23 protein-coding genes, 1 tRNA gene and 1 pseudogene are annotated in these 23,700 nt (G+C 64.2%); 17 read left to right on the forward strand and 8 right to left on the reverse strand.

Going from position 1 to position 23,700, the window contains the following annotated elements; translation table 11 throughout:
• The first annotated feature begins 62 nt into the window (after positions 1-62).
• Together EJC49_RS12340 and EJC49_RS12345 are read left to right on the forward strand one after the other, a co-directional pair.
• On the forward strand, positions 63-383 hold the full coding sequence (locus tag EJC49_RS12340; protein ID WP_245453382.1) for an ArsR/SmtB family transcription factor: 321 nt from the start codon (positions 63-65) through the stop codon (positions 381-383).
• Positions 384-544: 161 nt separating this feature from the next.
• Positions 545-1,360, forward strand: coding sequence for a TrmH family RNA methyltransferase (locus tag EJC49_RS12345; protein WP_126700240.1), 816 nt, complete (start codon positions 545-547; stop codon positions 1,358-1,360).
• A gap of 24 nt (positions 1,361-1,384) precedes the next feature.
• On the opposite strand, the gene EJC49_RS12350 is transcribed toward EJC49_RS12345, so the two are convergent.
• Entirely contained in the window at positions 1,385-2,638 is a 1,254-nt protein-coding gene (locus EJC49_RS12350) for a coiled-coil domain-containing protein (RefSeq protein ID WP_126700241.1), read from the reverse strand.
• Positions 2,639-2,785: 147 nt separating this feature from the next.
• Entirely contained in the window at positions 2,786-3,370 is a 585-nt protein-coding gene (locus EJC49_RS12355) for a DUF1134 domain-containing protein (protein WP_126700242.1), read from the reverse strand.
• A 284-nt stretch (positions 3,371-3,654) separates the two neighbouring features.
• On the opposite strand from EJC49_RS12355, the gene chpT reads away from it, so the two are divergent.
• Both chpT and EJC49_RS12365 read left to right on the forward strand, forming a co-directional pair.
• On the forward strand, positions 3,655-4,284 hold the full coding sequence (chpT, locus tag EJC49_RS12360; protein WP_126700243.1) for a histidine phosphotransferase ChpT: 630 nt from the start codon (positions 3,655-3,657) through the stop codon (positions 4,282-4,284).
• 143 nt (positions 4,285-4,427) lie between these two features.
• On the forward strand, positions 4,428-4,796 hold the full coding sequence (locus EJC49_RS12365; protein ID WP_126700244.1) for a response regulator: 369 nt from the start codon (positions 4,428-4,430) through the stop codon (positions 4,794-4,796).
• 102 nt (positions 4,797-4,898) lie between these two features.
• On the opposite strand, the gene ctrA is transcribed toward EJC49_RS12365, so the two are convergent.
• On the reverse strand, positions 4,899-5,594 hold the full coding sequence (gene ctrA / locus EJC49_RS12370) for a response regulator transcription factor CtrA (RefSeq protein WP_126700245.1): 696 nt from the start codon (positions 5,592-5,594) through the stop codon (positions 4,899-4,901).
• Positions 5,595-6,030: 436 nt separating this feature from the next.
• Between ctrA and EJC49_RS12375 the strand changes: the two genes are divergently transcribed.
• Both EJC49_RS12375 and EJC49_RS12380 read left to right on the forward strand, forming a co-directional pair.
• Positions 6,031-6,408 (forward strand): flagellar export protein FliJ, encoded by a 378-nt coding sequence (locus tag EJC49_RS12375; protein WP_126700246.1) that lies wholly within the window; start codon positions 6,031-6,033, stop codon positions 6,406-6,408.
• An 89-nt stretch (positions 6,409-6,497) separates the two neighbouring features.
• On the forward strand, positions 6,498-6,965 hold the full coding sequence (locus EJC49_RS12380; protein ID WP_126700247.1) for a paraquat-inducible protein A: 468 nt from the start codon (positions 6,498-6,500) through the stop codon (positions 6,963-6,965).
• A gap of 139 nt (positions 6,966-7,104) precedes the next feature.
• On the opposite strand, the gene sciP is transcribed toward EJC49_RS12380, so the two are convergent.
• Positions 7,105-7,380, reverse strand: a complete 276-nt coding sequence (gene sciP / locus EJC49_RS12385; RefSeq protein ID WP_024849925.1) for a CtrA inhibitor SciP — start codon at positions 7,378-7,380, stop codon at positions 7,105-7,107.
• A 243-nt stretch (positions 7,381-7,623) separates the two neighbouring features.
• On the opposite strand from sciP, the gene mnmA reads away from it, so the two are divergent.
• Together mnmA and EJC49_RS12395 are read left to right on the forward strand one after the other, a co-directional pair.
• Positions 7,624-8,805 carry a tRNA 2-thiouridine(34) synthase MnmA gene (mnmA, locus tag EJC49_RS12390; protein WP_126700248.1) on the forward strand — a complete coding sequence of 394 codons (1,182 nt, stop codon included), beginning with the start codon at positions 7,624-7,626 and terminating at the stop codon, positions 8,803-8,805.
• A 131-nt stretch (positions 8,806-8,936) separates the two neighbouring features.
• Positions 8,937-9,683: a hypothetical protein gene (locus EJC49_RS12395; protein WP_126700249.1), complete on the forward strand. Its 747-nt coding sequence runs from the start codon at positions 8,937-8,939 to the stop codon at positions 9,681-9,683.
• 64 nt (positions 9,684-9,747) lie between these two features.
• On the opposite strand, the gene EJC49_RS12400 is transcribed toward EJC49_RS12395, so the two are convergent.
• Both EJC49_RS12400 and EJC49_RS12405 read right to left on the reverse strand, forming a co-directional pair.
• Positions 9,748-10,704 carry a Gfo/Idh/MocA family protein gene (locus EJC49_RS12400; RefSeq protein ID WP_126700250.1) on the reverse strand — a complete coding sequence of 319 codons (957 nt, stop codon included), beginning with the start codon at positions 10,702-10,704 and terminating at the stop codon, positions 9,748-9,750.
• A gap of 184 nt (positions 10,705-10,888) precedes the next feature.
• Entirely contained in the window at positions 10,889-11,815 is a 927-nt protein-coding gene (locus EJC49_RS12405; RefSeq protein ID WP_126700251.1) for a 1-phosphofructokinase family hexose kinase, read from the reverse strand.
• A 327-nt stretch (positions 11,816-12,142) separates the two neighbouring features.
• On the opposite strand from EJC49_RS12405, the gene EJC49_RS12410 reads away from it, so the two are divergent.
• On the forward strand, positions 12,143-12,835 hold the full coding sequence (locus tag EJC49_RS12410; RefSeq protein ID WP_126700252.1) for a CBS domain-containing protein: 693 nt from the start codon (positions 12,143-12,145) through the stop codon (positions 12,833-12,835).
• A 354-nt stretch (positions 12,836-13,189) separates the two neighbouring features.
• Positions 13,190-13,266 (forward strand) — tRNA-Met (locus tag EJC49_RS12415).
• A 607-nt stretch (positions 13,267-13,873) separates the two neighbouring features.
• On the opposite strand, the gene EJC49_RS12420 is transcribed toward EJC49_RS12415, so the two are convergent.
• Entirely contained in the window at positions 13,874-14,515 is a 642-nt protein-coding gene (locus EJC49_RS12420; protein WP_126700269.1) for a TetR/AcrR family transcriptional regulator, read from the reverse strand.
• A gap of 196 nt (positions 14,516-14,711) precedes the next feature.
• Here EJC49_RS12420 and EJC49_RS12425 point away from each other — a divergent pair, with 196 nt between their 5' ends.
• The 3 genes and pseudogenes from EJC49_RS12425 (at position 14,712) to EJC49_RS12435 (ending at position 17,742) form a co-directional block, all read left to right on the forward strand.
• Complete coding sequence (locus EJC49_RS12425; RefSeq protein ID WP_126700270.1) at positions 14,712-15,665, forward strand: homocysteine S-methyltransferase family protein; 954 nt, start codon at positions 14,712-14,714, stop codon at positions 15,663-15,665.
• A 189-nt stretch (positions 15,666-15,854) separates the two neighbouring features.
• Positions 15,855-16,466, forward strand: coding sequence for a GNAT family N-acetyltransferase (locus EJC49_RS12430; RefSeq protein ID WP_126700253.1), 612 nt, complete (start codon positions 15,855-15,857; stop codon positions 16,464-16,466).
• Between the two features lie 137 nt (positions 16,467-16,603).
• A pseudogene (locus tag EJC49_RS12435) lies at positions 16,604-17,742 on the forward strand (IS3 family transposase).
• Between the two features lie 163 nt (positions 17,743-17,905).
• Here EJC49_RS12435 and EJC49_RS12440 read toward each other — a convergent pair.
• Positions 17,906-19,456 (reverse strand): winged helix-turn-helix domain-containing tetratricopeptide repeat protein, encoded by a 1,551-nt coding sequence (locus tag EJC49_RS12440; protein ID WP_126700254.1) that lies wholly within the window; start codon positions 19,454-19,456, stop codon positions 17,906-17,908.
• 137 nt (positions 19,457-19,593) lie between these two features.
• Here EJC49_RS12440 and EJC49_RS12445 point away from each other — a divergent pair, with 137 nt between their 5' ends.
• The 4 genes from EJC49_RS12445 (at position 19,594) to EJC49_RS26070 (ending at position 23,692) form a co-directional block, all read left to right on the forward strand.
• Complete coding sequence (locus EJC49_RS12445) at positions 19,594-19,962, forward strand: cupin domain-containing protein (protein WP_126700255.1); 369 nt, start codon at positions 19,594-19,596, stop codon at positions 19,960-19,962.
• A gap of 56 nt (positions 19,963-20,018) precedes the next feature.
• Positions 20,019-21,104 carry a PLP-dependent cysteine synthase family protein gene (locus EJC49_RS12450; protein WP_170314697.1) on the forward strand — a complete coding sequence of 362 codons (1,086 nt, stop codon included), beginning with the start codon at positions 20,019-20,021 and terminating at the stop codon, positions 21,102-21,104.
• Between the two features lie 23 nt (positions 21,105-21,127).
• Positions 21,128-22,600, forward strand: coding sequence for a pyridoxal phosphate-dependent decarboxylase family protein (locus tag EJC49_RS12455; RefSeq protein WP_126700256.1), 1,473 nt, complete (start codon positions 21,128-21,130; stop codon positions 22,598-22,600).
• Positions 22,601-22,681: 81 nt separating this feature from the next.
• Positions 22,682-23,692: a DUF5996 family protein gene (locus EJC49_RS26070; RefSeq protein WP_245453383.1), complete on the forward strand. Its 1,011-nt coding sequence runs from the start codon at positions 22,682-22,684 to the stop codon at positions 23,690-23,692.
• Positions 23,693-23,700: the final 8 nt, after the last annotated feature.

Below are 23,700 nucleotides of genomic sequence, written 5' to 3' on the forward strand. Positions count from 1 at the left end.
ACTTCGGACAACTCGTGCGCCAGCCACGCGCCACGAGGTGGCATGATCGCAGGAGGCAGTGTTTGAGCATGGACGATTTGCGCTTGCATGCGGACGAAGCAGCGGTGTTTCTCGCTGCGTTCGCGAATGGAAAGCGCATACAGATCATCTGCGAGCTGCTCCAATCGGAACTGCCCGTCGGAGTGATCGCGGAAAAGGTCGGCCTCAGCCAATCCGCGCTGTCGCAACATCTGTCGCGCCTGCGCGGCCTGCGCCTCGTGACGACCCGGCGCGACAAGCAGACCATTTACTATTCGTGCACCTCCGAACAGGTTCAGCGGCTCTTCGGAACCCTCGACGACATCTTCGTCGCCCACGGCGCCGAGTTGAGCGTGCCCGCCTGATTGGCCTGCGATCCCGGATGAGCCGCCCGGATGCTCTCGACCTGCCGTCGCCGGATCGCCCCTTCCGGCGCTCCGAATCCTTCACGGAAAGGGTCATGCCCTGATGCGCCACGCGAAAAGCATCAGCACGGCGCCGAGGCCGCGTCGGAGTATGCCGCGCAGTGCCTGACATCATCCGCATCGACGACCCGGGCGACCCCCGACTGGCGGACTACCGGCACATACGGGAACGGGATCTCGTGGGGCGCGAAGGACGTTTCATCGCGGAAGGGCGCGTCGTTCTCAACGTTCTTCTTGGGGCTTCCCGTTTCCAGGCGGAATCGCTTCTCCTCTTGGAGAATCGGTTGGATGGGGCGTCCGACCTGCTCGAGCGGGCAGCGGACCGTCTGCCGGTCTATGTCGCAAGCCAGCCGGTTCTGGATGCGATCGCGGGATTTCACGTCCATCGCGGGATCCTCGGCATCGGACGCCGAACGGACGAGCCCAGCCTGGACGGGTTTCTCGCCGAACTGCCTCCCCGGGCGCTGGTCCTGGTACTGGTCGGCATCTCGAACCACGACAATGTCGGCGCCATCTTCCGCAACGCATCCGCATTCGAAGCCGACGCCATCCTGCTCGACGAGACGAGTTGCGATCCACTCTATCGCAAGGCGATCCGCGTCTCCGTCGGCGGAGCGCTGAAGGTTCCATACTGGCGCGGCGGCTCCGTCGACGCCATTCTCGCCAGCCTGGGGGACAGAGGTTTCGATTGCCTGGCGCTGAGCCCGGCCGGCGCGACGGACATCGCGGCGTTTCAGGCTGGGGAACGTACCGCGCTGCTGCTCGGCAGCGAGGGCACCGGACTTCCGCCGGAACTTCTGGGACCTCTCTCGACCATCCGGATCGCCATGTCGAAAGGGTTCGACAGCCTCAACGTGGCGACCGCCGCCGCTATCGCGCTGCACCGGCTGTGGGCCGGCGCCCTGGTTCGGGAATGATGCAACCCGGGTCCGTTGCGCCCTTCAGCGCGCGGCCGCAGCCTGCTTGAGGGCACGAACACGCTCGGCAAGGCTCGTCGGCCGGGTCTCGCCGGGCGAAGCGGATCGTGCGGGTTCCCTCGCATCGAGCGCAAGGGCCGCGGTGATAGCCGACTCCGGCCCGTCGAGCGTTTCGGTCAAGCGCACGACCTCGGCGGCGAGATCATTGATCTGTTCGCGCAGCATCGCGTTTTCGCGTCGCTGCTGGTCCCAGTCCTCCGACTTGTCGCGCTCGTAGATCGCGAGATCGGCCTTCAGCTTCTTGTTTTCCCGCAGGAGCGTGCCCAGGCGCTCCTCCAGCCGGTCCCGCTCCTCGTTCAAGGTCGCCATCGCCTTTTCGACGTCGCCGCCCGTCGCATTCGACAACAGGGTCGACATCTGAAGGGTGAGGTCGGCGAGGTCGGCCTCGAGCTTGACGCGCTGGCTTTCGGAGGCCGACAGGCGCGCGTTGAGATCGCTCTCGTTGCTGGCGCCGTTGCGAGCCTGCTCGCGAAAACGGGCGAGATCCTTCTCGCGCCGATCGAGCCGTTCCTCGCGATCGGCAAGCGTCGATCCCAAGCGGTCGACCTTCTTTTCGAGCTCCGTGACCTTCAGTCGTTCCGCCTTGAGCAGATCCTGGTTCTGCTTGTTTTCCAACTGCGCCTCGCGCAACTGGCGTTCGATGTCCCTGCGCTTGCCGCGCAAGGCATCGAGGTCGCCGGTCATTCGATCATATTCGGCTTCACGCGCCACCAGTTCGATCTGGCGTGTGCTGGAGTTGAAGGCCGCGTCATCGTAGAGGCGGCCGAGCTTGTCGAGTTCGAGCGCCTTCTCGTCGATCCTTCGGGTAGCTTCATCGAGCCGGCCGGACAGAACCTGCAACTGCTCTTCCCGCCGGCGCAACTCGGCCCTCAGCTCGCTGCCCTGGCTTTCCAGGGCCGTGATCGACGCGTTCTTCTCGGCGATTTCGTCGGTCAGTTCCTTCAGCTGCGACTGATGACGATTGATCTCGACGATCTGGCTCGACGCCTTGTCGCGGAACGACTTGATGCTCATCTCCAGGCGGCGCGTCGACATCGCGAACTCGGCCCGCATGCGGTCCTTGTCGGCCTGGATCTCGTTCAACGACAAGGGAACGGAAGCCTCGATGCGCTTCCTCGTCAAGACGACCGCGCGCCGCCAGATGGCCGGCGCGACCATGAGGGCCAGAAACCCGGCGCACAAAAAGCCGAGCGAAAAGAACAGAATGGATTCAATCACGCCAAACGTCCGCCCATCGCCAAACCGCGGTCCACAATGTGCGCCAAAGCAGCGCGCAGTGGAGCCATATCGTGGGTTTTTACTTTGCCTTAACGTTGAGCGCCAGCGGCGGAGAACTTTTCTTCGCCTTGCGGAGCACTCGAACCCTCAGAACGGGTTCCAGGTCGGACGCGACGTGATCTTCAGATAGCCGATGTTGACACCAAGGCGAGCGCCGACGCCGGTGCGCACGGGAATGAGGAGCACGTTGCCGCTGCGCATGACGTTGAAGCCGACCCCCGCCACGAGATAGGCCGAGCCCGCCACGCCCACGAAGCGGCGGTAGATCTCGTCGATGCGGTTGAGATCGTAGACCAGCATCATGGTCCGCGACCCTTGCCCCCCAAAATCCCAGCCGATCGACGGCCCCTGCCAGAACAAGGTGTGATCGCCCGCGTTCTTGGTGAAGAGCGTGCCCTCGCCATAGGTCAGGCCACCGACGATGGCGCCGGAGCCTTCCTCCCCCAGAATGTATCCGTTGGGCACGCCGTAGCGGGCGAAGATCGTCTCGATCGCGGTAGCGACGCCCCCGGACGCCGCCCCGAAGAACGTGTGGCCCTGATCGATGATTTCCTGAGCCGTATATTCGGAGGACGCCTGCGCCGGAGCCGGGGCGAGATGCGCTGCCGCGAACATCAATCCGAGCGCGAGGAGCGTATGCCGAACCTTCTGCGCCAGTCTCGAGAGTGCCATGTCCATTCTCCTTCCGAAGCTGCTGCCGCGTGCAGCCGTGCTTCTTCGGTCGACGCCCGTCCACCTGCCTGATTCACCATGAAACTAGGCCTAAATCGTTTTCCTTTCGTTAAGCATCTTTGCGTCACAGCGGCCGTCCATCGATGAGCGAACGAGAGGGATGATCGGCAATTCTTGCGACCGAAGCCGCCTTGTGTAACGTCGAGGCCCGGCAGGTACGCTGATTCGAGTGGCGTGCCGCCGCGCATTTTTCGCATCACGAGCCGATTGCGCTGGAGACCCGTATGTCCGAGCTTTTTTCACTGTCCGCGCCCGACCTTGCGGCTCTTCTGTGCAGCAAGGTGTGCCACGACATCATATCGCCGGTCGGCGCGCTCAACAACGGGCTTGAACTGCTGGACGAAGGCGGCGCGGACGAAGACGCGATGAAGCTGATCCGTGCCAGCGCCCTGACAGCGTCCGCACGCCTCCAGTTCGCGCGGATTGCCTTCGGCGCGGCGGGTTCGGCCGGCATGCAGATCGACACCGGGGATGCGGAGTCGGTCGCCACCGCCTATTTCCGCAACGAGAAGCCGAACCTCGAATGGTCGGGGACCCGCGCGTTGCTGCCGAAGAACATGGTCAAGCTGCTCCTGAACATGCTTCTCATCGCAGCCGGCGCCATCCCGCGCGGCGGTACGATGAAGGTCGAACTGCTCGACCTCATGACGGAACCGAAGTTCACGATCATCTCGACCGGGCCGATGGTGCGGGTCCCGCCGAAGTTTCTGGAACTCCATTCGGGCTCCCGCCCGGACGAGCCCATCGATGCGCACACGGTCCAGCCGTACTACACGTTGCTGATGGCGCGGGAGGCCGGGATGACGATTTCCATTCATGCTTCGGCAGAAGAAATCACGCTCACGGCGGCTTGATTTCGTCTTTGGGCAGACGACGAGGCCCTTGTTTCGAAGTTTACCGATCTGTTTCGGCTTTTATTTTCACATCCTGATTACTCTGCAACCTGGGGCAGAAAAGGGTTTCCGCATGATGCGGTCGCTACTCAGGGAATGTGAACATGAAACGCTGCATGATCGTCGATGATTCCAGTATCATCAGGAAAGTGGTGAAGCGCATCCTGGGCGGCCCCGACATGATCGTCGTCGAGGCCGGAAACGGGCGCGACGCCCTGGCCATGTGTGCGGCGGACCTCCCCGACGCCATCATTCTCGACGGCACGCTTCCCGACATGCAGGCGCCCGAGTTCATTCACGCGTTCAAGGCGATACCCGGCGCCAAGGACGTGCGCATTCTCGTCGCCATCCTTGAATTCGACATCGGCGCCATCATGCGCGCCAAGCGCGCCGGCGCACACGGCTACATGCTGAAGCCCTTCAACCGGGCCCAGCTGATGGATCGTTTCCGCGAACTCAAGATCGCCGCCTGAGCGATCGACCCGGCCGGGCGAACAGCCACGCGCCGGAACAATGAAAACCGCCCGCCGATCGAGAGCGATCGCCGGGCGGCACGACTTTCGATGGATCGAAACTCAGGCGCTGACGCGCACGTCCTCCGGCTCGCGCAGCACGTAGCCGCGCCCCCAGACCGTCTCGATGTAGTTCTGTCCGCCCGAGGCCGCGTCGAGTTTCTTGCGCAGCTTGCAGATGAACACGTCGATGATCTTGAGTTCGGGCTCGTCCATGCCGCCGTAAAGGTGGTTCAGGAACATTTCCTTGGTGAGCGTGGTGCCCTTGCGCAGCGAGAGCAGCTCGAGCATCTGGTATTCCTTGCCGGTCAGATGCACGCGCTGGCCGCCGACCTCGACCGTCTTGGCGTCGAGATTGACGATCAGATCGCCCGTCGTGATGACCGACTGCGCATGCCCCTTCGATCGACGCACGATTGCGTGGATACGAGCAACCAGTTCGTCCTTGTGGAAGGGCTTGGTCATGTAGTCGTCGGCGCCGAAGCCCAGGCCGCGCACCTTGTCCTCGATGCCGGCCATGCCCGACAGGATCAGGATCGGCGTCTTGACCTTCGACAGGCGCAGCGTGCGCAACACTTCGTAGCCGGACATGTCCGGAAGGTTCAGGTCGAGGAGAATGATGTCGTAATCGTACAGCTTCCCGAGGTCGACGCCCTCTTCGCCTAGGTCCGTCGTGTAGACGTTGAAGCTCTCCGACTTGAGCATCAACTCGATGCTCTGAGCCGTGGCACTATCGTCTTCAATCAGCAGGACGCGCATTTCAATCCCCTCTTCTGCAGCCGAGCCGGGTATGCCGACATGCCGGCCCGGGAGCAGTCGTTACGTGACTCGAAAGCTGCCACGAAATGGTTAACAAAATCTGATTCCGCATTGCAAGCGCAATCGTCATCCCGAAGTATCAAACCCACCCCATTGAATCCAAACATGAATCTTCACGTGAATTCGTTAAGGTTCAAGCTTAAGAAACTGCGTCAACCGACTCTGGCGACTCGCCTTGTCGATTTCCGGAAAAGGCGCACGGCTTTTTTTACCGCCCCTTAAGCCCTCGACGTTATGATTAACGGTGCGCGTAAACGAATGGTTACCGACATCGAAAATCCTTACGATTTCGTTTGCCATGGACCGTTGTCGTGCAGAGGCGTGGGTCGGGCGTGACTTTTTCCGGCTGGGTACGCGTATTCGGGAGTAAGCGGACATGAAGTCACGTGGAAATCTGGTTCGATTGAAGCAATTTCAGGTCAATGAGAAGCGCCGGCAGCTGGCGCAGCTGGACATGATGATCGCGGAATTCGACCGAATGGCCGCCGAACTCGACGCGCAGGTCTCCATCGAGGAGAAGAAGTCGGGAATCACCGACACCAGCCATTTCGCCTATCCGACCTTCGCCAAGGCGGCCAGGCAGCGGCGCGACAACCTGAACAACTCCCGTCTGGACCTGCTCCAGCAGAAGGGCGCAGCAGAAATGGCCCTGGAGGAAGCCGAGGCGGAACTGGCGAAGGCCGAACAGCTCGAGAATCGCGATGCGCGCGTGCGCGACGCCGAAACCGACCTGCGCCGCGCCGTGGCGGGCTGACGCACGCCGGCACGCCGACCACGACCGCCCCGGACGCATTGCCCCGCAGCATCCTTCCGAAGCGACCCGTCTTCATCTATAGGGCGCGAATGCGCCTGGTCCCACCCATCCTCCTGTTTCTTGCGACGGTTGCCTTTGCGCTCGGCGTCACCTTGCCGCTGATCCGTGTCGAACGGCTCTATTTCTTTACTGAGGAACCCTCGCTGGCCGGCATCATCGCGGCGCTGTGGCGCGGCGGCGACCCGTTCCTCGCCACCGTCATCGCGCTGTTCTCGGTTGTCTTCCCGTCCATCAAGCTTCTGTTGCTGCATGTCGCCGCGCATTCGGGACGCGCCGCCCACGACCGTCTTCCGGCCTGGCTGCGTGGCTTGTCGAACTGGTCGATGCTGGATGTGGTGCTGGTGGCGCTGGTGATCTTCACCGCCAAGACGAGCGGCCTGGCAACGGCCTTTACCAGGCCCGGACTGTGGTTCTTCGCGCTGTCTGTGGTGCTGACGGTCGCGGTCTCGGCAACGCTTCGACGCGAGCAACCGGGAGACGACACTCGCGCCGACTGACCCGGTTCCGCTGCATCGAGCGTGGAGCCAGCGTCCACGCCAAGATCGAGGTCGATGCCTCGGCAAGCCTGTGGAGCCCCGCCGCGAACCTCCGGGCCAGCGCTACCACGAGCGAGGCCTGTACGCTCAGGGCGGCGGACTAATGTCTGTATTGCTGGATGCGGGTGGTGCGAAGGCCGGCCAGGCCATACTCGTCGATCGAGGCCTGCCACGAGAGGAATTCCTCGACGGTGAGCTTGTAGCGCTGACAGGCTTCCTCGAGGCTGAGGAGGCCGCCCCGAACAGCGGCGACGACTTCCGCCTTGCGACGGATGACCCAGCGACGCGTGTTGCTCGGCGGCAGATCGGCTATCGTCAGCGGGCTGCCATCTGGCCCTATCACGTACTTGACCCGCGGTCTCACCAGATCGGTCATTTTACTCTCTACACCCGACACAAACTCGGCACCAACAGACTGCACACTACCGGCCTAGCTTTAAAAATTGGCTAAGCTCGCGGTAAGTGAATCGTAACGAATCGGGACTTGCTAAAATGCGATGGATTCGCAGGCCCGCCAGCATCATTCCGGGCGCGATGCTGGTATCCCGACAATTCTTGACCTATCTGTCGAACATGGGCATTGGACCCCTGATCTAGACAGAAAGAAGCGAACCAGCCGATGAACAGCCTGGACCTTCCCGGCCGTCCGGAAGACACCCGCGTCGTCGTGGCGATGTCGGGCGGCGTCGACTCGTCCGTCGTTGCGGGCCTGCTCAAGAAGGAAGGCTACGACGTCGTCGGCGTGACCTTGCAGCTCTATGACCATGGCGCAGCCGTCCATCGCGCGGGTTCGTGCTGCGCGGGCCGCGACATCGAGGATGCGCGCCGCGTCGCCGAGACGCTCGGGATTCCGCATTACGTGCTGAACTACGAGCAGCGCTTTCGCGAGGCCGTCATCGATCCTTTCGCCCGCAGCTACCTGTCGGGCGAGACGCCGATTCCGTGCGTGGCCTGCAACCAGACGGTCAAGTTTGCCGACCTGCTCGGCACCGCCCGGGATCTCGGCGCCGAAGCGCTCGCCACCGGCCACTACATTCGCAGCCGCGCCAACGGCGCGCACCGGGCGCTCTACCGTCCGCTCGATGCCGATCGCGACCAGAGCTACTTCCTGTTCGCGACGACGCAGGACCAGCTGGACTACCTGCGCTTTCCGCTCGGTAGCCGGTCCAAGCCCGAGGTTCGCGCGATGGCCGAGGAGATGGGGCTGTCGGTCGCCGGCAAGCAGGACAGCCAGGACATCTGCTTCGTGCCCCAGGGCAAGTATTCCGACATGATCGCCAAGCTGAACCCGAATGCGGCCACGGCGGGCGACATCGTCCACATCGACGGACGACTGCTCGGCCGCCACCAGGGCATCATGCACTACACGGTCGGCCAGCGCCGCGGCATCGGCATCGCGGCGGGCGAACCGCTATACGTCGTGCACCTCGACGCCAGTGGCGCGCGCGTGGTCGTCGGCCCGCGCGAGGCGCTGGAGACACGTCGCCTTTCGTTGCGGGATTTCAACTGGCTCGGAGACGGCCCCCTGGCCGATCTCGCCGGCTCCGGTCTCGAGCTGTTCGCCAAGGTCCGGTCGACCCGTCCGCCACGGCCGGCGATCCTGCATGTCGGGCCGGACGGTCGCGCCGAAGTGGAGCTTGCCGATGGCGAGACCGGCGTCGCACCTGGGCAAGCCTGCGTGCTCTACGCGGACGATGGCAACGAAGCGCGCGTCCTTGGCGGCGGCTTCATCGAGCGGGCCCGCCGCTCGGGTGCGGCGGAGTCCATGCTGGAGAAGCTCGCCGAGAATTCGCTCGCCTGAGCGCCGGCGCGGAACGACGCGCCACCCCATCGATCACGTCGACTGGCCGGTTATCCAACCTTGCGATGTTGATCCTCTCTCCGGAGGGCGTTATCGTTCATGTCTCCGAATGTTCGATCTGAGGGGATTCAATGCTTGCGATCAACTCTGCGCTCGGCGAAGAACTCGTCGGTCACGCGGTTCGCAGCGTCGAGGCCGCCGAAACCTTCAGCGACCCGTTTCCGCACATTTTCTTCCGCGATTTCTTTCCCACAGACTTCTACGCACGTCTGCTCGAGGCTTTCCCACCAGACGACCGCTTCGACCGCCTGAAGGGAGACGGGACGCGCCTTGCGCTACGGCTATACGGCGATCACGTCGATCGGATCGACAACGAACAGCGCGCGCTCTGGTCGGCGGTTTCGGCCGTCCTCGTCTCCGAGCGCCTGGAAGCTGCCGTGCGCGCGAAGCTCGCCGAGGGGCTGGAGATCCGCCGAAGGGGCGAAAAGGTCGCAAGCGTCGATGACCTGCGCACGATCGCCAAGCCGGTGATCTACAAGGATGTCGATGGCTACGAGATCAAGCCGCATCCGGACACGCGCAAGAAGGTCATCACGATGCAGCTCTACTGTCCGGCGGACGAGAGCCAGATGGACCTTGGCACCACCCTCTATCGCGCCTCGGCGAAAGGGTTGCTCAATCCGGGTTCCTATTTCCTGGAACCGACGAAAACCCTGCCCTTCGCGCCCAATGTCGGCTACGCTTTCGTGGTCCTGAAGGCCTACCACACGCTTACACGCATGAGCTGGCATGGCCGTCCGAAGATCACGGCGCCGGTCGAGCGGCCCCGCATGTCGATCCTGAACACGTTCTACACCGACGAAACGCTCGGCTTTTGAGTGGGCGAGGCCGCATGCGGCCCGGATGGCGCGCCGTGCGTGCCGTGCCCACCCTCGGGACGGGTCAATCGTGGATGACGCTGCCGGCAGTGAGGATGCGAAGCACGGTGATCGCTTCCTCGCCGCTCGTGCGCGGCTCGGCGCGCGTTTCGATGCACTCGATGAAATGTTCGAGCTCGCGCGTCAGCGGCATTCCTGAATTGTCGAAATCGACATAGGCCGGCTCGTTGGCCGTAAACGCCCATTGCCCGCTATCCTGCCAGACCGCGTGCCGGTAGACGGCGAGCTTGCGCGGCCCGGGCTCCACGTCGTCGAACACCGCCATGGCCTTGGTGCCGACCACCGTGAGCCGCCGCTCGCGATAGGGATTGAGCCGCGAGGTGAACAGGTGCCCGCGCACGCCGCCGGGAAAACGCATGTGGAGATGCGCGAAGTCGCTGAGATTGTCGAGGATAGCCGCCCCCTCCCCGCGCACCTCCAGCGGCGCCTGGCCGGTGATGGCCAGGATCATCGACAGGTCATGCGGGGCGAGATCCCACAGCGCATCGTTCTCGGTGTGGAATTTTCCGAGACCGAGCCGGTGCGAATGGATGTACTTGACCTCGCCGAGTTCGCCCGCGTCGATCAGCGCCTTCAGCTTCTCGAACGCCGGATGAAAACGCAGCACATGGCCGACCATGAAGATGCGGCCGTTCGCCTTGGCCGCCGCCACCGCGCGTTCGGCATCGCTCACCGTCAGGGCGATCGGCTTCTCGACCAGCACATCCTTGCCGGCTTCGACGGCGGCGACGGCGAATTCGGCATGAAACTGCGGCGGCAGCGCCAGCACGATCGCGTCGACCTCGTCGCTGCGGACGAGATCCTCCGGCGCGATGGCCAGGCATTCCTGCTCCGAGGCAAAGCCTTCGGCGCGCGCGGCATTGGCGTCGGAAACGGCGTAGAGAGCATCCAGCGACTTCAGGGTGCGAATGTGGTTGCTGCCCCAGTAGCCACAACCGAGGACTGCTAAACGTGGCGCCATGTGCGAAATGTCCGAAAGAATCTGGCCTGACATATCGGGCTGCCCGTGGGAACTCAACCCCCGTGCGGCCCCGGGACGAATCTGAAGCCGTCAAAACGCAACGGAGCGTTGCGGCAAGGCGTTTTCCGGGCCGGCTGGTTCCCACATCGGCCGCCCCGAGCAGCACGCGCGGGACATCTGCCGATTAACGCCGTGCAAGACGCGGCAGCAGGGCGCCGATGTCGTCGATCCGGCACAGTTCCGTGCCCGGCGTCATGGCGGCGGCGGCGCCGGCGGCGATGCCGAAGCGGAACGCCTCGATTGCGTCCTGCCCTTCCATCAGCGCCCAGACCATACCGGCCAGGAAGCTGTCGCCCGCCCCGACCGCCGAGCGCACCCTGACAGGGATCGTCGGCAGGCGGGTCACGCCATCCCGGCCGGCCAGGATCGCCCCGTCGGCGCCGAGCGTCACGGCGATGAACTCGGCGCCACCTCGCGAAACGATGTCGGAAGCAACGCCGGCCGCGTCGTCAGGCGCCAGCCGGCGTCCCGCGAAATGCTCCAGTTCGCTCAGGCTTGGCTTGGCGAGGAAGACCCTGGTGCGTTCGAGCGTGGCCTTGAGGGCAGGGCCGGAGGTGTCGAGAACGAAGCGGGCGCCGCGGCGGGTGGCGGCCTGCGCGGCTCGGGCATAGAAATCCTCCGGCGCGCCGGCTGGAAGGCTGCCCGAACCGACCACGTAGTCGCTGTCATGGTCGGCCACGACGGCCAGCACATCCTCAAGCCGGGCTGCCGGGACGGCCGGGCCTTCCGGCACGAATCGGTATTCGAGGCCCGTCGAGGTTTCATGGACGATGAAGCCCAGCCGCGTCTGCCCGTCGATGGCGATGCGCCGGGTAGCAACGCCTTGTTCGGCCAACAGCCGATCGAGCATCTGGCCCACCTCGCCGCCCGCCAGATAGACGGCTTCGACCGCCCTGCCGAGCTTCGCCGTCACGCGCGCGACATTGATGCCGCCGCCACCCGGATCGAAGCGTCCATGGGTGGTGCGCACCTTGCGCACCGGGCGGATCACCTCGGCGTCTCCGGAAACGTCGACCGTGGGGTTGAGCGTGATCGTGAGGACCTTGGCCATGCGTGTTCCTGTCTGCCTGTGTTCCACCAACCCGGCGATGCGGCGCAATGTTCCGTCCTCGTGGGCGCGAACCGGTCCTGCCGCTCCCCGGCAACCGAATCCTGCTGAAAAGGCCGCTCCGCATCCGATCGTTTCGGTTGTCGACGCGTCGCCGCGATGACGCCATCAAGCGCACTTGACCTCGTGGAGCATTGATTGCGGTCAAGTTGCGGGCCGGCAGGCTTTGACCCGGATCAAGGTCGCCTGGCCCGTATTTGCTAGGAAGCGAGGCCGGAAGGCAGCGGCAGCCGCCGCCGCGAACCGGCGTTTGGACAAGGGAGAACCAGCATGAAGGCCGGGGACATCATGACGGCGGGCGCCGCCACCATCGGCGCCGAGGCAAGCGTTGCCGACGCGGCGCAGATGATGGTGCGGCACCGGATCAGCGGCCTTCCCGTCGTCGATGCGGACGGCCAGCTGATCGGAGTGGTGACCGAGCGCGATCTCCTGCGCCGTGCCGAGCTCGGCACCGAAAGGCAGCGGCCGCGCTGGTTCGACCTGTGGGTGATGCCGGGCGACGCCGCCGACGACTACGTTCACGCGCACGGTCGTTCGGTGCGCGACGTGATGAGCCGCCAAGTGGTTTCCGTCGCCGCGGAGACCCCGCTGGAGGAGGTCGTTTCGATCATGGAGAAGCGCGGCTTCAAGCGCTTGCCGGTTCTGCGTGACGGAAGGATCGTCGGCATCGTCAGCCGCGCAAACTTCCTGGTAGCCCTGGCGCACCGGCTGTCCGACGACGAACCGCCCGCCGCCGACGACCTTGCCGTGCGCCGCATGATCCTCGACGAGATCGAGGACCAGACCTGGAGCGGACTTGCCATGGTCGACGTCGAGGTGGTCGCCGGTGCGGTCTCCCTGCGCGGCACCGTCACCGACGAGCGCGTTCGCCGCGCCGTGGTCGTGGCGGCACAGACCGCGGCCGGCACCCGACCGGTGACCGACAGCCTGACCGTGGTTCCCTTCACGCCGATCGGCGTGTAGAGGCGCGCCGCCGCCCGGGCGCGCGAGCCTCCGAGACGGGGTTTGCAAGGCCCCTCCGCAGCCCCCCGCCCAAGGGCGGTGCCGGGTCGCATTGCGCCTCGGCTCCAGCGCAACAGTGACCGCGATGCCGAGGCCGCGCCAGGATCGGGGAGCCAGGCGGCAAGGCGCGCGGCGCCGCCACCGCGCCCGACGACAGGGATGGACACCCAGCCGGGGGCGGTCTCCGATCTTGCCGGTGATCGGATGGGAAACCGTTCCCTTCGTGCTTGACAGCGCGCGCGGCCGCCCACTATATCCGCCCAGCCTCGGCGCAAGCCGGTGCGGCGCCACGCCTCGCGGCGCCGTATCGAAAGGGGCGGAGTAGCTCAGTTGGTTAGAGCAGAGGAATCATAATCCTTGTGTCGGGGGTTCGAATCCCTCCTCCGCTACCATTGATCAAAAGCCAGAAAAATCAGACAGTTGGAACCAAACAGGGGTTCGAACGACTGTGAGACATCTCGCGCTGATGTACGCGGAGAAGTCCATGGCCAGAGTCTCCTATCTCATGCGGCGTGAGGGGCGGCACTACGTGCAGGCACGCATGTCGCCGCACGCCGCGGCCGTTTTCGAAACCTTGGCTGCTCGCCCATAATTGGTCTGCCTATGACGAGGGAAAGCTACTGAACAGCCCTGGAGCCTGACGGTGCTGGACGGCCGGTTATCATTGCGAGCCACAACCCTCGAGACCGAAGATCGGGGGGGCCAACGTTGGCGAAGGCAAACTCTGCCTTCAACGGTACGTGGGGCCAGTAGATGATAGGCTCGCCCGCCAGATAGGGCGAGTTGGTCCAACCGCGGTGGCACCCGGCCACCAACTAGCACAGTGCCGTTACAATGGTCACCCGATGACGGCAATTGGGCCGTGATCGGACAGGCAGCTTCTGAACAATGATCCGGGGAAACCGGACGGTATGCGCGGACCATCCCACCGGCAGTCCGATCCTGATCTGTGTCCGGTCGTGCACGACTCTCTGGCAGGCAGCGGGCATGCAAGCCCCCTCACGACCTGTCCGACAGCGGTGACCAGGCAGCGGAAGGCTGGAACGTCAGCTTCACGAACTCGCGCAGAAGAAGGATCTGCCGTGGCAGGATCGCGGGATCCTCGAGAGCTTTCGACATGACGATGGCACCTTCCAGCACGGTCGAGACCATGTCGGCAAAATCGTTGCCGTCAATCGCCGTTCTAGGTGGGTAGGAGGCCGCGATGTCGTCGAACATGGCGCGAAAGCGCCTGCGCCACATCAGCGCGGCTTCCCGGTTCACTTCTCGCACCGACCCGTCGAATTGGCGCTCATGGTAGCAGCTCAGTGCGACCAGACAGCCAGGGTGACCGCGTGGCAGGTCAGCCATCGCATCGGCGAGGAAGCGCAGGCCCAGCAGGAAAACCTGCAGCGGGTCGTCCACTAGCTCCCGCGCGCGCGCGAATATCGAGTCGTAGACCCTTTCATCTTCTTCGATGTATCGTTCAATGAGTGCCCTCGCCAACTCGGTCTTGTCTCGGAAGTGGTAGAAGAAGCCACTCTTCGAGACGCCAGTGACGGCAAGCAGTTCGTCGATCGAGGTTGCCCCGAAGCCTTTTGCGACGACGCCCTCCTGCGCTGCGTCCAGGATTCGGGTTCGCGTATCCTCGCCTCTGGCCATCACCACCTCCCTGTCAACTGTACCGACGGTGCGGACCCTGTGCCGCCAACCGAATTGCGAAACGAGCCAGATCCAAGCAAGCCATTGAAAAACATCGGCCATGGTGATTTTCGGCAAGAGTACCGCAAGTCGGGTGGTCCCGACAGTGCCGATCCTGTCAGAAGCTGCACGAACATCTGACGGAAGGATCGGATCCATGACCACTGCCTTGCCTCACATCAACGGCCCACTCGTTCTGAATGACAGCGGGCTCGAGACGACCCTTGTTTTCCACGAAGGCCGGGACTTGCCGGCTTTCGCCGCATTCCCGCTCCTGGAGAACGAAGAGGATCGCGCCTGGCTCGACCGGTACTACAATCGGCATCTGGAACTGGCGGAGTTGCATGGCGCCGGCTTCGTGATCGACACGCCGACATGGCGTGCGAACCCGGATTGGGGCGCGCAACTGGGCTACGGCGCGGCGGAACTCGACCGCATCAACCGCGACGCCGTCGCCTTCTGCCGAAGAATCGCGAAACGCTGGAAAGGACGCGTGGGGCCGATCGCGGTGGCCGGCATCATCGGACCACGCGGCGACGGCTATCTGGCCGGGCAAGCATCTGCAGCGGAGGCGGAGGACTATCATGCGCCGCAAATCGCTTCCTTCGCCGCGGGCGGCGCTGATCTCGCCACAGCCTACACGCTCGGAAGCGTCGAAGAGGCGGTTGGCATAGCGCGTGCTGCCAAAGCGGCCGGTGTTGCGATTGCGATCTCTTTCACCGTCGAAACCGACGGCCGCCTAGCATCCGGCTGCGAACTTGGCGCGGCGATCACGTCCGTCGATAGCGAGACAGGCGGCTATCCCGCCTATTTCATGGTGAACTGTGCCCATCCGCTGCATTTCGCGCACCTCTTCTCGGATGGTCCCCGCTGGGCGTCGCGCATCCGCGGCGTCAAGGCGAACGCATCCACACTCAGCCATGCAGAGCTCGACGAACGGCAAACGCTGGACGAGGGGGATCCAGAGGATCTCGGCCAGCGCGTTGCGGGTCTAAGGCGAATGCTCCCGGCACTGACGCTCCTCGGCGGATGCTGCGGCACCGATCACCGTCATGTTGGCGAAATCGCCCTGGCTTGCTGCGGCCACACGAAGCAGGCGCGCCATGCCTGATGGCGAAACTCAAGACGCGATAGGTCGCAACGGGACGACAGCGGCCAGGGTCTCGCGCTCCGCGGCCGCGCCGACCTTCCGTGCCTGCTGCCGCCGACAAGCCCCTCGACCACGGCCGTCAACATATCAACGACCGGGACACGCCGTCGGCATGGGCGACGGTCTGCACACCACGAATTGGAGAGAAAAATGAACGAGATGTTCCAGTCCGCCACACCCCTGGAGAAGGAATTCCTCCTGCGCGATGCCACACCCACCGATGCACGCTCCCTCGCCGAACTGATCGCCATCGCTGGTGCGGGCATTCCCGAATGGCTATGGACTCAGATGGCTGGTCCCAACGAGGATGCGCTCGATGTCGGCATCCGACGCGCGAAACGAGACGAGGGCGGATTCTCGTGGACGAACGCGATCGTCGCCGAAGTCGACGGATCGGTGATCGGCATGATACTCGGCTACCGGCTCGAAGACGAAGACCACGATCTCGAGCGATTGCCGGAAATCCTGCGTCCCTTTCTCGAGCTCGAGCGGCGGGTTCCGGGAAGCTGGTACATCAACGCCTTCGCCCTCTACGCCCCATGGCGCGGCCGAGGCATCGGCACGCGCCTACTCGCCGCAGCCTCGAAGCGCGCGCGCGATGCCGGTTGCCGGCAGATGAGCGTTCAGACCTTCTCGGAGACGCCACGGTCGGAAGCATTCTACAACCGTCATGGATTTCGCAGGTTGGACACACGTCGTCTTCCCACGCCCTCGCCGTGCCACCATGGTGGTGACACGGTCCTTCTTCAAGGAGCGAGCTAACAACACTCCCGCGCATTGGTAAGGCTGCATCATTCATCGAGACCGGCACTTGGAGAGCTGGCTCGGGAAATCTGCACAGGGGTTATGAGTGGAGTTTGCGCCTGAACGCGGCATAGATGCCGGGAACAGGAGAGACCATGACGAAACGCCCCCGTCGTAATCACAGCGCCGACTTCAAGGCGAAGGTGGCGCTTGCCGCGATCCGCGGCGAGAAGACGCTGATCGAGCTTTCGCAGCAGTTCGACGTGCACCCGAACCAGATCAAGCAATGGAAGGACCAGCTCCTGGCGGGTGCTTCCGGGGTCTTTGGCGGCGAGGCGAAGTTCGACGCCGCGGTGCCGCTGGTGGACGTGAAGACGCTTCACGCCAAGATCGGGGAGCTCGCGCTGGAGAACGATTTTTTAGCCGGCGCGCTCAACAAGGCCGGGTTGCTGAGCGCAAGGAAATGATCGACCGAGGCCACGCTCTTTCGGTCACCCGCTAGGCCAGCGTTCTGGGGATCAGCCGGGGCAGCGTCTACTACCTGCCCCGCCCCGTCCCAGCCGCCGATCTGGCTCTGATGCGCCGGATAGACGAACTGCATCTCGACTACCCGTTCGCGGGAAGCCGGATGCTGCAGGGGCTCTTGAGGGCGGAGGGACATTGCGTGGGCCGGCGTCACGTCGCCACGCTCATGAAGAAGATGGGCATCGAGGCGCTCTACCGCCGCCCCAACACCTCGAAGCCGGCGCCGGGGCACAAGATCTATCCCTATCTGCTGCGCAATCTCCCAGTCATCCGCCCCAACCAGGTCTGGGCGATGGACATCACCTACATCCCCATGGCGCGCGGCTTCGTCTACCTGGCCGCCGTCGTCGACTGGTTCAGCCGCCGCGTCCTGTCGTGGCGACTCTCGATCACGCTGGAAGCGAGCTTCTGCATCGATGCCGTCGAGGAAACGCTGGCCCGCCACGGCGAGCCCGACATCTTCAACACCGACCAGGGCAGCCAGTTCACCTCCCTCGACTTCACCAAGGTGTTGAAGGAGGCCGAGATCGCCATCTCCATGGACGGCAAAGGCGCATGGCGCGACAACGTCTTCGTCGAACGACTGTGGCGGACCGTCAAATACGAGGAGGTCTATCTGCACGCCTATGCCAGCGTGCCGGAGGCGCGAGCGGCCCTAGCCCGGTACCTGACCTTCTACAACACCAGAAGTCCTCATTCATCGCTTGACCGACGAACGCCCGATCAGGCCTACTTCAACCCGCCGCAGCCAATCCCGGTCGCGGCATGACCGAGGCGGAAATCCACTTAAGAAACCCCGCCAAACTGTTCAGACGAGTGGCGCCAGCTCTGTCGCCCCGTGCTGTCCGGCATTGCCGGGCTGATCGAACGTAGCGCCCACGCGCACGTGCCCATCTTCGCTGTCCGGCACTGCTGTGCCGCGCTGCGTGGGTTCAGAAACCGTGACGGCGCAGTTCCTTCTCGATGCGTGCACGAGATTTCGTTTCGCGCGTCGGAAAGGCGGCGAAATAATCAGCCGACGTAGCGTCGGGCTTTAGGCGGCGGATCGTCTGACGCCACCGGGCCGCCTGATCGTGACGCTCGGCCAGCCCGTTGGCGACGAGTGCGATCATGGCGATCAGGTAATGGGCTCCCGGCGTGGTCGCCGCACGGTCGGCCCAGCCGGCGGCGGCTTCATAATCCTCCTGTTGGATCAGTATCTGCGCCCGCACGCCGTGAATGCCGTAGAGTAGCGGATCGAGCGGACTGAGATGCAGCGATGTATCCAACGCGGAGAACGCGACAGACGCCTTTCCTATCAGCATTGACGTGAAAGCCGACGCGTAGAAGCCTTGCGCATAGTTCGGGTTCAGCGCCGTTGCCCGTGCCAGCCAGTCGGCGGCGATATCGGGCTCGTCGGAGAGCCAGTAGGTGCGGCCCATGGTGAAGTTCGCGAAAGGGTCGAGTGGGTCCAGTTCCAAGCCACGCTCGGCATGGCGCCGCGCCTCTCGCGCGGACAGCTCCGGATCGGGTGTCAGGCGCAGGAACGCTTCAAGGAAGCTGGTGAAGGACAGCCCCACATGGGCGCGCGCGAGTTGAGGATCCGCCATGATCGCCTGCTCGAAACACCGCTTCGCCAGTGCATTGTCGGCTGCCGTGAAGCGATAAAGATGGCCGAGGCCGATGTGATAAATAGCCCAGGCATCCAGCCTGGCTGGATCGCTCAGTCGCGCAATGCGCGCTTCGTTGAATGGTATGTGCGCCTCGAGCGCCGATACCAGATGAGTCACGATCCGCGACCTCAACTCGCCAACCCCGTCTACGGAAGACGCGAGCCTGTCCGCCCAGATGATCTCGCGTGAGATGGAGTCGGTCAGTTCGAGTGTCACCGCGATGGTGCGGCCGGGGCTTTCAATCACCCCGGATAGGACGTAGCGCGCGGCCAGTGCTGTCGACACCAGATCAAGGTCGTCGGCGACCTGCCGGAAGCGGAAGGTTGATCCTCGCGCTATCACCGCCAGCCAACGCAGCCGCGACAATGCCTCGATGATCTCGTGGGGGATGGCGTCGCCAAGGATGGTGAGTTCCGGCGGCATGCCGAGTCGCTCGAAGGGCAGCACCGCGATCGAAGGCCGCCCGCCGGGGTGGCCTGACGCCGAAGGGATGAAACCTTCCGACGACGCACGCGCGGGCGACGAGGTGGTCACCTCGGGGACGAAGCGGAACCCGCGTCCGTGGACCGTGCGGATCACGGCCTGTTTCTCGCCATCGTCGCCGACCGCCCGGCGGGCGGAGCGAATGCGACTGGAAATGCTGGCGTCCGAGACAGCCTCGCCCTGCCAGACCGCAGCAATGATGTCGTCCTTCGTGACCATGTGATCACGGTTTCGAACAAGATGAATGAGCAGCGAAAGAACCTGCGGCTCGACCCGCACCCGCTCGCCGCGGCAGCTAAGCTGGAATCGCTCCGGGTCGAGTCGAAAGTCGCCGAATGACCAAGTCATGACAGAGGATACAGCACAATCGCCGGCTTCTACAGAAATTCTTCAGAACTCCTTCAAGCCTGCTCGAAGCGATCGGTGCAGATTTAGGAGCGAAACCTGCCTCACGCGTCAGAGGCTAGCAGAGAAGGAGCGAAACGATGCAAGACAACGCGATACAGACCAGACGTTTCGAAACGCCGGACCAGCGCCTCGACATGAAGGAGCGCGGTGGCATCTCCATCGTCAAGCTGGCCGACGGCAGCGCGGGAATGCACGCGATCTTCGAGCCCGGCTGGTCGTGGGAAGTCGACGAGAAGCCGCTGCTCGGCTCGCCGGACTCCTGCCCGATGCGACACACGGGATACTGCATTTCGGGCAGGCTCGTCGTCCGTATGATTGACACCGGCATCGAGACCCACATCAGCACCGGCGACTTCTTCGAAATTCCGCCGGGACATGACGCCTATGTCGATGGTGACGAACGAGTCGAACTGATCCTGTTCGCGCCGCCCGAACACCAGCACTGAATGGCTCCCGCTGATTTGGACCCGCCTTGGCTTTTGACAGCAAACGGAGAGATTTGATGGACGCGAGGACAATGCGCACGACACAGGGGCGTGGGAGGCTTTACACCAGCGTCCTTGAAACCGTGGGCGACACCCCCACAATCCGGATCAACAATCTCGCCCCGGCCGGTGTCGAACTCTACGTCAAGGCGGAAGCCTTCAACCCTGCCGGTTCGGTCAAGGATCGGTTGGCGCTCAACATCATCGAGGAAGCCGAACGCGACGGAACCTTGAGCCCGGGGCAGACGGTGGTCGAGGCGACGTCTGGCAATACGGGCGTCGGCCTGGCAATGGTCTGCGCGGCCAGGGGCTACCCGCTCGTCGTGACGATGGCTGACAGCTTCTCCATCGAACGCCGCAAGCTGATGAGGATGCTTGGCGCCAAAGTGGTGCTGACGCCGCGCGCGCAGAAGGGACTTGGTATGTACCAGAAGGCCGTCGAGCTGGCTGAAGCGAACGGCTGGTTCCTGGCGCGCCAGTTTGAGACCAAGGCCAACGCCGCCATTCACGAAGCGACGACCGCGCGCGAGATCATCAACGATTTTGCCGGATCGCGTCTGGACTGGTTCGTCACCGGCTATGGCACCGGCGGAACCGTCGTGGGCATAGGCCGCGTGCTGCGTCGCGAGCGGCCGGAGACACGGATAGTGTTAGCCGAGCCGGCAAACGCGCAGCTGATCGCCAGTGGTCATCTGCAAGACCGTGACTCCGGTGGGTCGCCGACGTCAAGCCACCCCGCCTTCGAACCTCATCCGATCCAGGGCTGGACCCCCGATTTCATTCCGAATGTCCTGCAGGAGGCGATCGACTCCGGCCTCTACGACGACGTGACTCCTGTCGCCGGCGCGGAGGGCATCAAATGGGCAAGGGCCCTCGCGCAGAGGGAGGGAATCCTGACCGGGATCTCCGGCGGTGCCAGCTTCGCGGTAGCCCATCAGATAGCAGAACGGTCGCCAGCCGGCTCCATCATCCTCTGCATGCTCCCCGACACCGGCGAGCGGTACATGACGACGCCGCTTTTCGACGGGATCGAGGCCGATATGGACGATGAAGAGCGCGCCCTCTCGTTGTCGACACCCGGATTCCAGCTTGCTGCCGCGTGACCACGCTTCAGGGGAAAGACGAAATGAATGCGCTGCCCGGTCCCGCGACCTTGGACGCGGAGGAAACCCTCGACCCGGCCGAGTGGGGCGATGTCCGGACGCTCGCGCATCGGATGATCGACGATTCGATCGGCTATCTCCGCGGCGTCCGGGAGCGGCCCGTGTGGCAGCAGATGCCGGTCGAGGTGAAAGCCTCGTTCGAGCGGCCCGTGCCCCATGCTCCGACACCGCTCGATGAAGTGTATCGGCAGGTGACCGAGAACCTGATGCCCTATCCGATGGGCAACATCCATCCGCGCTTCTGGTCCTGGTACATGGGATCGGGCAATTTCACCGGCGCCCTGGCGGACTTCCTGGCCGCCGTCCAGGGATCTAACCTCGGCGGCGGCAATCATGCCGCCGCCTCTTTGGACATCCAGGTCGTGAACTGGTGCAAGGAGATGATTGGGTTTCCTTCATCGGCCAGCGGAACACTGGTCAGCGGCGGCTCGATGGCCAATCTGATTGCGCTCATCGTCGCGCGCAACGTCAAGGCGGGCGTGAATGTCCGCGAAGATGGTGTTGCCGCGATCGAAAAGCCCCTGCGCTTCTACGCTTCCGATCAGGTGCATAGCTGCCATCGCAAGGCGATGGAGGCGCTAGGGCTTGGCAACAAGGCGCTTCGGCGCATCCCTTCGGATGCCGATCTGCGGATCGATATCGCCGCGCTTCGGGCGGCGATTGCAGAGGATCGCGCGGCCGGAAATCAGCCCGCCTGCCTGATCGCCACGGCCGGCACGGTCAACACCGGCGCCATCGATGATCTGGAAGCCCTCGCCGACTTTGCGGCAGAGGAAGCGCTTTGGCTCCACGTCGACGGCTGCATCGGCGCGTTGCTGGCGATCGCACCCGCGAATGCCGATCGCGTCTCCGGCATAGAGCGCGCCGATTCGGTGGCACTTGACCCGCACAAATGGCTGCACGCCCCTTTTGAAGTCGGCTGCGTCCTGATCCGCGACGCGGTCGCGCATCGCGGCGCCTTCGCAGTGACGCAGGAATATCTCGAATCGACGCCGCGCGGTCTCGCATCCGCCGAGTGGCTTTACGAACTCGGCTTGCAGACGACGCGCGGCTTCCGGGCCTTGAAGGTTTGGATGGCGCTGAAGGAACACGGCGTCGAAAAGTTCGGCCGGCTGATCGACCAGAACATCGCACAGGCGCACCACCTTACGGGGTTGATTGAGCAGGAACCGCTGTTCGAGCTGGTCGCGCCGACCAGCATCAACATCGTGTGTTTCCGCTACAGCCCGAAAGGTATGGGCGATGCCGCGCGCAAGGCGCTCAACATCGAGATCATGCTGCGGCTCCAGGAGGAAGGGATCGCCGCCTTGTCCGACACGACCGTCCATGGCGAACATTGCCTTCGCGTGGCGATCAACAACCACCGGACACGGCGCGAGGATCTGGACATCCTCGTGCGCGAAACGCTGCGTCTCGGCGCGCTGCTGGCGCCTTGACACGACGGTGGGTGGGGGATGAACGAGGGGGAGCACACATCCCCAGGGCATCGATTAAGTCGAGACGGGCGACGGCCGACCGTGCGCTTCGTTCCTGGTTCCTACGGCACCCATGCCGCCTGCCGGAAGATGCTGAGATTGCTGGCACCCATGCCGCCTGCCGGCAGAATGCTGGGATTGCTGGCGCCGGGCCGCCAGATGGTCGGCACCAGCCTCTGGGGCTACGGAACCTCGAGCGAGACCCGGACCCGCGACGATTTCGACATGCGCTTCCATCAGGCCCTGATGGCGGTCGACAAGGTCTTCAACCGGTTCCGCACGTCCTTCCTCGGCAAGTCCAGCCCCGTTCACCTGTTCTGGGGCGCGCTCGACCTCGCCGTGACCCGGTTCTCGGGTCGGCGCGCGCCGCTCCATCCGGCTGGCATTCCGGCCCTTCCGGACGACGTGGCGCAGGAGGCCTATGACCGCGAGGTCTCCTCGGCGGGCTTCTGGCCGGGCGGCAACGGCATCGATTACCCCGCCTTCTACGCCTACGCCTATCCGGCCCCGGCCGGTTATCGCGCGGCGGCGGTGCGGCCCGACGCGGCATTCTGGCACGAAGGCCTGTCGGAATTCGTCCTGCCTTACGATGCGGTGCAGTCGGCGGCCGACCCCGACGGGGCGCTGATGGCGTTCCTCGTCTCGACCTACGAGGCGGCGGCCAATCTGGGCGCATGGGACCGCGACCTCCTCGAATGCGCGCATGGAGCGCCGCGGCAGGTCCGCCGGCCCGACGCCGAAACGGTCAGGCCTGCGGCCGCGATCGACGACGGAAATGTCGAGCGGGAAGATGGTCCATCGAAGGGGCGCTACCGCCTCGTCGTCGACGGCGTGGAGGCGGAGATGACCTACAGCCGCGCCGGCGAGGGCCTGATCATCATCGACCACACGGAGGTGCCCGCGGCCCTGCGCGGCCGCAAGGTCGGCGAGCGACTGGTGCGCCAGGCCGTCGAGGACGCCCGTCGTGATCGCGTCGCCATCATGCCGCTCTGCCCCTTCGCGAAAGCGCAGATCGGACGGCATCCGGAATGGCAGGACGTCGTGCGACGCTGAAGCGACGG

It is taken from the genome of Aquibium carbonis (genome assembly GCF_003970795.1).
Lineage (GTDB): Bacteria > Pseudomonadota > Alphaproteobacteria > Rhizobiales > Rhizobiaceae > Aquibium > Aquibium carbonis.